This is a genomic window from Paenibacillus sp. GCM10023250 (assembly GCF_042653205.1).
Taxonomy (GTDB): Bacteria; Bacillota; Bacilli; order Paenibacillales; family Paenibacillaceae; genus Paenibacillus_Z.
Genome location: NZ_JBHSHY010000010.1, coordinates 146559 through 154933, shown reverse-complemented (window position 1 = coordinate 154933; position 8375 = coordinate 146559). Strand labels below are relative to the sequence as shown.

Here is an 8375-nt window from a genome sequence, read left to right as displayed (position 1 = left end):
AAAATTGACAGTCTAATAAAAATGAAAAAATGGGCCATCTGCTCCTTATTTTAAGAGTAGATGGTCCATTTTTTTATACTGCAAAATCTTAAACTACAAAACACCTAAGTTCTTCAGTGGCCTCGGATACGCCCGGACGGCCTTTCAGTTGTCCTGCGGCCGTTCTGCCGGCCGCCGTTTTGTTTTCTATTTTCTTCTCTTGCTGCAGCTTATTCGGTAATCGTGAATCCCAACCGGATCGCCGGAATGGCGGAGCCGGGATGATCCTCGCCGTAGGTCAGCTGGGGCGCGACATAGACGTCGGGGCTGCGCTGCTCTCCCCGGTAGATCCCCGGATACAGGTCGATTATGTGGTAACCCGGTTCGCCCGAAGCAACGATCGTGAAGGTGACCGTTCCCTGGCTGTTGAAGCCGCACATGTAACCCAGGTAAGCATTGTCGTAATCCAGGTAGTAGGCGTTATCGTATTCCGTCCAGCCGACCCCTTTGAGCTGAATGGCGATTTCGGTACCCGCGGGTCCGGACGTCGGCGTCACCTTGACAATCGACGGCAGGATCGACAAGTAGACCTCGCCGTAAGTCGTGCCGGCAACCTTCAATTCCATCCGATGCGGCACGCCGCCAAGATCGTCGGGGACCGGGAATTCGTAGCTTAGGCTGCCGCCTTCGTCCGTCCGGGCCGTGCCGATGACCTTTGTTTTCTCCTCAAAATTCTTGCCGGAGACTCGGCTGCCCTCCATCGTATGCCAGACCAGCTCCACTGATTGGGCCGCCGGCATCCCGCTCGCGCTCAGCGTGACGCGGTCCCCCACGTGCCCAGACGGCTGGCTCAGCGATGCGGATACGCCCGGTTTATTCGACAGGGCGGGCATATGCACGCCGCCGCCGGCCGCCTTGGGCGGCGCTTCGACTTCGCGCTCTTCGACCGGCGCCCCGTCGGTCACGTCGAACGTAAAGCTCGGAACGGGCAAATAGGCAGTCGGCGCTTCCGTGTAATTCACGTACGGCATGCCCAGATAGCCGTGCCAGATCGTGATCGTATGCTTGCCGGCGGGGCCGGAGGCCCGAATCTTGGCGGTCGCGCTGCCATTCGTAGAGACGGCGGAGATCAGGCCCGTCATCTTGTTGTCGTACGACAACTGCCAGTTGCTCTCCATGGTCGAATAGCCGATCCCCTCGGCCTGGACCGTGATTTCCGTTCCGACCGGTCCGGACGCCGGCGAGATCCGGAACGTCGGCGCGACGAACAGGTTGTTTTGGGCGACGTGCTTATTGTCTTGGCTCACGTATAGCGTATGATCGCCGCCGAAGCCTCGCGGAACGGCGAAGCTCCCCTGCCAGTTCCCTTGTGCGTCGGACGTGCCGGACAGCAGCGTCTTCACTTCGGGCGTGTACGCCGGTCCGATGAAGCTGTACAGCCCTTCGATCACATAGCTGCCTTGCTCGGATTCCCAATGCAGGTTAACGGGCGCGTTCGGTTTCAAGCCCGCGGCCGAGAAATGGATAATCGACCCGACGGTGCCTTTGCTTTCCGCGGTTTGGACGGACGGCGCGACGGACTGGCCGCTCGCCGACGCGGGAGCGGCGATCCCCAGGCACGACGCAGCCAGGAACAGAAGCGCGCTCAAGACGGCGAACGGATGCGTGATGGGTTTCAATGGCTTAAACCTCGCTTCCATGGCGCGCTTAGTTCGCCGTCTCTTCCGCGGTCACGGATTCCGGCGCGACGATCGAGATGAGCGAAGGCGCGACTTGAAACGGCTTGAATTCGCCTTTCATGGCAGGCGTTTCGGCGGTGACGTAGTAATTCAGCGTCCCTTTCGGAGTCGCGTCCGTCACTTTGTAATTCGCGCTCCAAAACCGTTCGCCGTTCGGCGCATCGGGCGGGTGCTGCCCCAGCTGCATGTCCAGCACTTCGCCCGTGCTGAGATGCACCTGCAGCTTCGCGTCTTCCGCGAGCAGGCCCGTGATCGGATTCTGGGCCGTCATCCGGAACACGATTCCGTCCCCGACGGTAAACCGGCTTTGCGCCACGCAGCCCGCGTTCTGGGACACGACGTCGCCGAAGACGATCAGCCCGGCATTAATGTTCATCTGCGCCGTGCGCGTTGTTCCGTTCCAGGTCAAGCTCTTCGCTCCGGCCGCATTCGCCAGATTCCGAATGTAGACCGTCGGCACGTGGTTCGTTTCGACAACGTTAAGCGTGCTTCCATTCAGGATTGCCGTATGTTTCTTGCTGTCATAGACATAGTGGATCCCCGTCATGCCCGCGAAGCGCTTAAGATCCACATAAACCTTGCCGTCCGTCATATGGTTGGCGGATGATACCAGCGCCGCTCCGTTGACCGTTACCGCCAGGCTCGCTTCGTTCGCGGAGACGGCAGCCGGAATGGCCGCGCTGACCGCGGCTGCCAGCAGCAGCGATGCGGCCCGCTTCTTCATGCTCTTCATAATTAAGTATGTCCTCCTCAAAATTCCGGTACTTATCGGCCTTAGGATTCAGTGCGCGCAGCCTGAGCGGCGAAATCGCGCACGGCATTCGCAAACTCCTGCGGACGCTCGACATGGCTCATATGGCCGCCCGCCTCGAACGTATAGAGCCGCGAGTTCGGCAGCTTCTCATCCATTTCCGCAGCCCAGCGCGGGCCGCAGTTAAAATCGTGTTCGCCGACCAGGATGAGCGCCGGTACGGCAATCTCAGTTAAAGCCTCTCTCACATCCCACGTATGCGGCTTGCGAGGAACGAGGTAAAAATTCAACTGATCCCGCCACGTCTTGAAGGATTCCGGCAGGTTCCAATAATCGCCGAAGAATGCGGGCAGCAGCCGTCCCAACAGGTTGAGGAACGACGCATTGTCCCGCGCCGCGCCCGCCCCCATATCCATCCACGCCTGCATCGCGTCTTGCGCCTCGGGACGATCCGGCCAGCGCCGCGCGTAGAGCTCGATTTGCCGAGCCTGCTCCTCCCCGAGTTCGCGTACCATGCATGGAGCACTGCTATAGAGAATGAGTCCTTCGATCTCATCCGGATAATCCAGCGCATATTGAAGTCCGACGAAGCCGCCGTGCGAATGGCCCAGGAAGTAGGGCTTCCGGACTCCGATGTACTCCGCGATCTTGTGGGTATAATAAGCGTACCGCGGCATCGTGTATTCTTCGTCCGGCAGCAGACCCGAATTCCCCGTGCCTACGGGTTCGATATAGACGAGCGTCATCGTTTGTTCGAGCAGCGGCATGCGCATATAATTCCAGTCGAAGCCGGGACCGCCGGGATGAACCAGGCACACCGGGCCGCTGCCCGCGATGTGAAAGCTTTGCTCCACGCCGTCGATCGTTATGGTATGCCGTAACGGCGCCAGCGCGCCGCTAGAATCGGTTGCGGAAAAATTCGCGAAAGATGTCATCGTAGAGTATCCTTCTTTCCGTTCTTAATTGATGCGGATTGTATTGCAGGATGCCGGGGAAATCATCGTATGAATCAAAGGCCCGGATAGCTGATATTGTATTTGTTGGATACTTCCATGAGCTTCTGAAGCAGCTCGGGCGTAGGTGGCTCTATGTTCGCTTCCATGCCCTCCTCGTAAGGAACGCCCAATTCCTTGACGAAGGAATCGAAGCCTGCCGGGTAAGCCGTAACCAGGAAACGAGCCTTCTCGGACTTTACCTTGAACGTATGCGGAATGCCGCGCGGAGCAAAGACATATTCGCCGACTCCTGCCGTAAACTTATCGTCGCCAAGCGTGATCTCGATCTCTCCCTCGAGCACGTAGAACGATTCGTCTTCGCTCCCGTGGACGTGAAGCGGCGGGCCGTCGTTCTCGCGAACGGAGACATGCACCACGCAAAACTCCCCGTTCGTGTCTTCCCCGCTGACCAAGATGGAATTGATGTCGGTCATGAATAAATACGTATTATCTTGATCGGGCTTGCGACGCATCGCACCCGCTTTTGGCTTGTTCATAGTTGCTCCGGTCTCCTCTTATGTTGTCGATTTTTTTTAACTGCGCAGTATATTAGATCGATCATTCCCATATTTAAAACCTGCCCGCCCCTTTTGTCAACCTTCCTACCTCAAACTTCATATTTCATAAAATCTCCCTTCGGCCTAGCGGACGGTTATAACTCTGCTATTTAGTCCCGAATTTAGCTGTAAAATGAATGGTTTTCGGAGTGCTAGCGCTTGAGAGTCGTTCCCATAAAGTTAAATAATCAGGAATAAAATGGTATTAAAAATGAATTTGCTTTTATCTTTCACCGATTGTTCTCCTATGCTAAAATCGATCTGAAGAGGGTGAACAAGATGGCAAGAAGCAAAGAATTCGACGAACAAGACGTCCTTCAGAAAGCCATGCGTTTATTTTGGGAACAGGGGTACGAAAAAACGTCGCTTCAGGACCTTGTTACGCATATGGGCATCCATCGCAGAAGCTTGTACGATACGTTCGGCGACAAGCACAGCCTCTTTGTGAAGGCTGTGGAACAGTACAGGAAGACGACCGCGGCCGTGAAAGCGGAGGCCAAACGCGGGCGCACGGCGAAGGAAGCCATTCGCTATATGATCGACTATCTGATCGAAGCGGGCGACGATCGGCCGCTAGGCTGCTTAGTCGTCAATTCGGCGACCGAGTTGGCTCTGAGGGATCCAGAGGTTTACGAAATCGCCAACCAAAGTTTTAAATCCGAAGCGCAATACCTGACCGATCTCATTCGGACAGGCCAGCAGGCGGGGGAAATTCCGGGGGATAAGGACGCCAGCTTGCTTGCGGAAAGTCTGCAGACGACGATCATCGGCTTGCGCGTATTAGCCCGCACGACCACGGATAAAAAGAAGCTGCATCGCATAGCGGATGCCGCCATCGCCCTGCTTAACGCGCCATAATGGCCGCATGACGGAGCCATCTTGGGCGCCATGCGCGTTTCAAGGAATGATCGCGGCGACGACGCCGACCGCTTCGCGGCGAATCATCGGACCTTTGCCGTCATTCAGCGTTTCTTCCCAACCGTACGATTTCGCGGCGCGAAGATAAGCGTTCGTTTGCTCGGACAGAGAGTACTGCAGTCCGTTCGTGAACCAGCTAGGCGTACCGTTCTCGGAAGTGATCGGAGCCGCGATTTCGTCCGCGCGCGCGGCATGCAGTTCATTGAAGCGAGCTACGAGATCTTGGCGTTCGCCCGGCGTCATTTTCGGCCAAGGACCGTTATCGAACGCTTTTCTGGCCGCGGCAACGGCCAAATCGATATCGGCCGGAGAAGCTTGAGCTGCTTTGCCCACAACGGATTGGTCATGCGGGGAACGGAGTTCGATGACTTCTTGGTTGATCGGCGCTTTCTATTGACCACCGATAAAGAGTTTGTCGTATATTTTCATGTCTCCTTTTGGATCGTATAGTTTTTGACTCCATGGCTTGGCGACGGGGTGACGAGTCTTTGGGTAATTGGTTTTCGCTGTATGTCGTTCGCCTCCTCTGTACCGCATTAATTTGGAATATATGTTCCACGAGGCCTAGTATACCTTCTCGACCGGATGCTAGTCAAGCAATTTTCGGAATATATATTCCATTCAATTTCATGAACGGCGAACCTCGAACCGTTCAACATACCACATAAACACGTTCAAATTCGAAAATACAACATCATATCGGAACATAAATTCCAATTTGTGTAAGGTTTCGAACATTACACTTTAGCTTGCATTCTCGACCGTTTTTAATTGCAAGAAAGACCGATTCGCCATGGAATCGGTCTTTCTTGCAACGGCAGACGTAAGTCGACTTCATATGAACCGGGCTCGAATTTCGCTATCGTCATCGCTTCTTGTAAATACGGAAGAAGTTTTGGGCCATTTCGCATCGCTTGGTAATGCTCCATGGTGCTCCATTGCGCGTACATCGTTACTTTCGTTCCATCCGTTCCCCGATGAAAATGCCCTTCTCTTCCTCTTCGGGGCGGCATCATGCGAATGCCGTCACCCATCCGCAAGCTTGCGTTCGAACGCGCCTAGTCCCATCCCGCCCGGGATGAACAGCCGCTTGAGCAGGTACGGATTCTGGCCCGCTTCGGTCCAGCCGTCGTCGAACGTAAAGGCGTACGCGTAGCCGCTCTGCTTCACGAGCCGCATCGTCTCTTCGCTGCGCAGCCCGTACGGGTACGCGATGGCGGTCACCTCGGTGCCGAGCTCGCGCTCGATGGCGGCCTTGGAGCCGGCGATCTCGTCGCGCTGCACGCCCGCCGTATGCAGCGGCAGGAACGGATGCGTACGCGTATGCGCCATGATGTCCCAGCCCGCGCCCCGCAGCGTCTTGACCTCGTCCCAGCTTAAATACCCGGCGCCGCCGACCCAGTTCGTCACGAGAAACTCCGTCGCCCGGAACCCGTATCGCTGGAGCACCGGCAGCGCCTCGGCGTAATTGTTCGCATATCCGTCGTCGAACGTGATCAGGACTTCCTTGCCGCTCGGCTTCTCCTCACCCGACAGGATCGCCCCGAATTCCTTCAGATCGAGGCTGCGATACCCTTGGCCGTGCAGCCACGCCATCTCCTCGCGAAACCGCTCCGGCGAGACGATGTATTCGTTGCTTCCCCCGTTATCCGCGATCGAATGGTAGCAAAGCACCGGAATGCGCGCCGCGGACGTCCCGGACGACGCGAACGCGACCGTCTGCCTGAATTGCAGCAGCTGATCGGCCGTGACGGCCAGCGACACGGCTATGAACAGCAGCACGGCGGTCATCGCCGCGGCTTTTCGTTTCTTCATCGCCAACTCCCCCGATGTCTGTCTGTGCCTTCTCTCGTCCTTCAATCATACGACAGGCGCCGCGGGCGGACCACTGCAACTTCATTCCTGACCCGGGCGGAGTTTCCGGAGCGCCTGCTGCGGCGCGGTAAAAGGGCGAAGGAATGTTCCTTCGCCGCGGACGTGCGTGTATAATGGGGAAGCCCAACCCACGAAAATCAGGCACCCAGAGGAAGTTGTACATGCGAATCCGCGATTGGGATACGAATCTGAAGCTCCGCCTCGGCGGAGAAACCGCGTTTAACGTCATCTTTTGGACGTTCTTTCCGTTCCTGTCCATTTATTTCACGAATGCGTTCGGCAAAGGCTGGACGGGCATGCTGCTCGTGCTCTCCCAGCTGCTGTCCGTCTTGGCCAATCTCATCGGCGGCTACTGCGCCGACCGGTTCGGCCGCAAGCGGATGATGGTGTTCGCCGCGAGCGGCCAGGCCTTCGGCTACGCGTTGTTCGCCTGCGCGGCGTCGCCATGGGCGAACCTGCACGCGCTGGCGTTCGCCGGCTTCACGCTGGCGAGCTTCTTCGGCGCCCTGTACTGGCCGGCGAGCCAGGCGATGGTCGCGGACGTCGTCGACGAGAAGCATCAATCCGGCGTCTTCGCGGTTTTCTATACCGCTTCGAACATGGCCGTCGTCGTCGGTCCGCTGCTCGGGTCGCTCTTGTACAAGGACAACCCGTACGCCGTGCTTGCCGCGGCCGCCGTCATCTGCGCCTCGATCGCGCTCGTCATGCGCGCCCGGCTGAGCGAGACGCGGCCCGCGCACGTGGCGGATCGGCACCGGACCGCGTCCGGCGCGCCTTGGTACGCGGCGGTAGCGGCCCAGCTGCGGGATTACCGGGTCATCGCCGCGGACCGCGTGTTCCTGCTGTTCAGCATCGCGGGCGTGCTGCTCGCGCAGACGTTCATGCAGCTCGACCTGCTATTCCCGCTCTTCCTGAAGGAAACCGTGCCGCTGTCGACGCTCTTCTCGTTCCGCGGCTGGGACCTGACGTTGACCGGCCAGCAGCTGTTCGGCCTGATCGTCTCCGAGAACGGCCTGTTCGTCGCCCTCTTCACGGTGGTCGTGACCAAATGGATGACGACGTACCGCGACCGGTTCGTGTTCATCGGCGGCGCGCTCGTCTACGCCCTCGGCATGATGATGTTCTGCAACATGTCGACGTTCTGGGGCTTCACGGCCGCCATCGCCGTGTTTACGCTGGCGGAGCTCATGTCCGCCGGGCCGCAGCAGGCGTTCGTCGCGCGGCTCGCACCCGAGGAAATGCGGGGGCAATATTTCGCGGCGGCGAGCCTGCGCTTCACGCTCGGCCGCACCCTCGCCCCGATGTCGATCCCGCTCACGGGCATACTCGGGTTCAAGGGGACGTTCGCCGCGCTGGCGCTGCTCGCGGTGCTGTCGGCCGTCCTCTACAACGTCATGTTCAACAAGCTCGAGGAAGCGCCTCGCCGGCCCGCGGGAAAGACGCGGCGCGCGAAGCCGAAGCCCGAGATGAAGTAACCATAGCCAAGCTCTAACGGCCCGGATTTGCCTCGTCAGGCGAATCCGGGCCGTTGCCGTGCGGAGAGCGGCGGGCGGACAGGGCC

8 protein-coding genes are annotated in these 8375 nt (G+C 58.3%); 2 read left to right on the top strand and 6 right to left on the bottom strand.

Annotation, left to right across the window (positions count from 1 at the left end):
- Positions 1-209: 209 nt before the first annotated feature.
- From ACFPB1_RS11125 to ACFPB1_RS11110, 4 genes are all read right to left on the bottom strand, one after another.
- A complete protein-coding gene (locus ACFPB1_RS11125; protein WP_379225068.1) occupies positions 210-1658 on the bottom strand; it encodes a hypothetical protein in 1449 nt (482 codons plus the stop codon).
- A gap of 28 nt (positions 1659-1686) precedes the next feature.
- Positions 1687-2451, bottom strand: a complete 765-nt coding sequence (locus ACFPB1_RS11120) for a hypothetical protein (RefSeq protein ID WP_379225066.1) — start codon at positions 2449-2451, stop codon at positions 1687-1689.
- A 41-nt stretch (positions 2452-2492) separates the two neighbouring features.
- Positions 2493-3404: an alpha/beta fold hydrolase gene (locus ACFPB1_RS11115; RefSeq protein ID WP_379225064.1), complete on the bottom strand. Its 912-nt coding sequence runs from the start codon at positions 3402-3404 to the stop codon at positions 2493-2495.
- Between the two features lie 74 nt (positions 3405-3478).
- Positions 3479-3961 (bottom strand): quercetin 2,3-dioxygenase, encoded by a 483-nt coding sequence (locus ACFPB1_RS11110; RefSeq protein ID WP_379225061.1) that lies wholly within the window; start codon positions 3959-3961, stop codon positions 3479-3481.
- Between the two features lie 339 nt (positions 3962-4300).
- Between ACFPB1_RS11110 and ACFPB1_RS11105 the strand changes: the two genes are divergently transcribed.
- Positions 4301-4879 (top strand): TetR/AcrR family transcriptional regulator, encoded by a 579-nt coding sequence (locus tag ACFPB1_RS11105; protein WP_379225059.1) that lies wholly within the window; start codon positions 4301-4303, stop codon positions 4877-4879.
- Positions 4880-4918: 39 nt separating this feature from the next.
- Here the strand turns inward: ACFPB1_RS11105 and ACFPB1_RS11100 are convergent, their stop codons facing one another.
- Together ACFPB1_RS11100 and ACFPB1_RS11095 are read right to left on the bottom strand one after the other, a co-directional pair.
- Positions 4919-5272, bottom strand: coding sequence for an aldehyde dehydrogenase family protein (locus tag ACFPB1_RS11100; protein ID WP_379225057.1), 354 nt, complete (start codon positions 5270-5272; stop codon positions 4919-4921).
- Between the two features lie 693 nt (positions 5273-5965).
- Positions 5966-6754 carry a polysaccharide deacetylase family protein gene (locus tag ACFPB1_RS11095; RefSeq protein WP_379225055.1) on the bottom strand — a complete coding sequence of 263 codons (789 nt, stop codon included), beginning with the start codon at positions 6752-6754 and terminating at the stop codon, positions 5966-5968.
- A gap of 221 nt (positions 6755-6975) precedes the next feature.
- Here ACFPB1_RS11095 and ACFPB1_RS11090 point away from each other — a divergent pair, with 221 nt between their 5' ends.
- On the top strand, positions 6976-8289 hold the full coding sequence (locus tag ACFPB1_RS11090; RefSeq protein WP_379225053.1) for an MDR family MFS transporter: 1314 nt from the start codon (positions 6976-6978) through the stop codon (positions 8287-8289).
- Positions 8290-8375: the final 86 nt, after the last annotated feature.

Excerpts from the sequence above, each read along its gene's own strand:
- ACFPB1_RS11110 (WP_379225061.1), bottom strand. The coding sequence starts at position 3,961 with ATGAACAAGCCAAAAGCGGGTGCGATGCGTCGCAAGCCCGATCAAGAT.
- ACFPB1_RS11115 (WP_379225064.1), bottom strand. The coding sequence starts at position 3,404 with ATGACATCTTTCGCGAATTTTTCCGCAACCGATTCTAGCGGCGCGCTG.
- ACFPB1_RS11095 (WP_379225055.1), bottom strand. The coding sequence starts at position 6,754 with ATGAAGAAACGAAAAGCCGCGGCGATGACCGCCGTGCTGCTGTTCATA.
- ACFPB1_RS11120 (WP_379225066.1), bottom strand. The coding sequence starts at position 2,451 with ATGAAGAGCATGAAGAAGCGGGCCGCATCGCTGCTGCTGGCAGCCGCG.
- ACFPB1_RS11105 (WP_379225059.1), top strand. The coding sequence starts at position 4,301 with ATGGCAAGAAGCAAAGAATTCGACGAACAAGACGTCCTTCAGAAAGCC.
- ACFPB1_RS11090 (WP_379225053.1), top strand. The coding sequence starts at position 6,976 with ATGCGAATCCGCGATTGGGATACGAATCTGAAGCTCCGCCTCGGCGGA.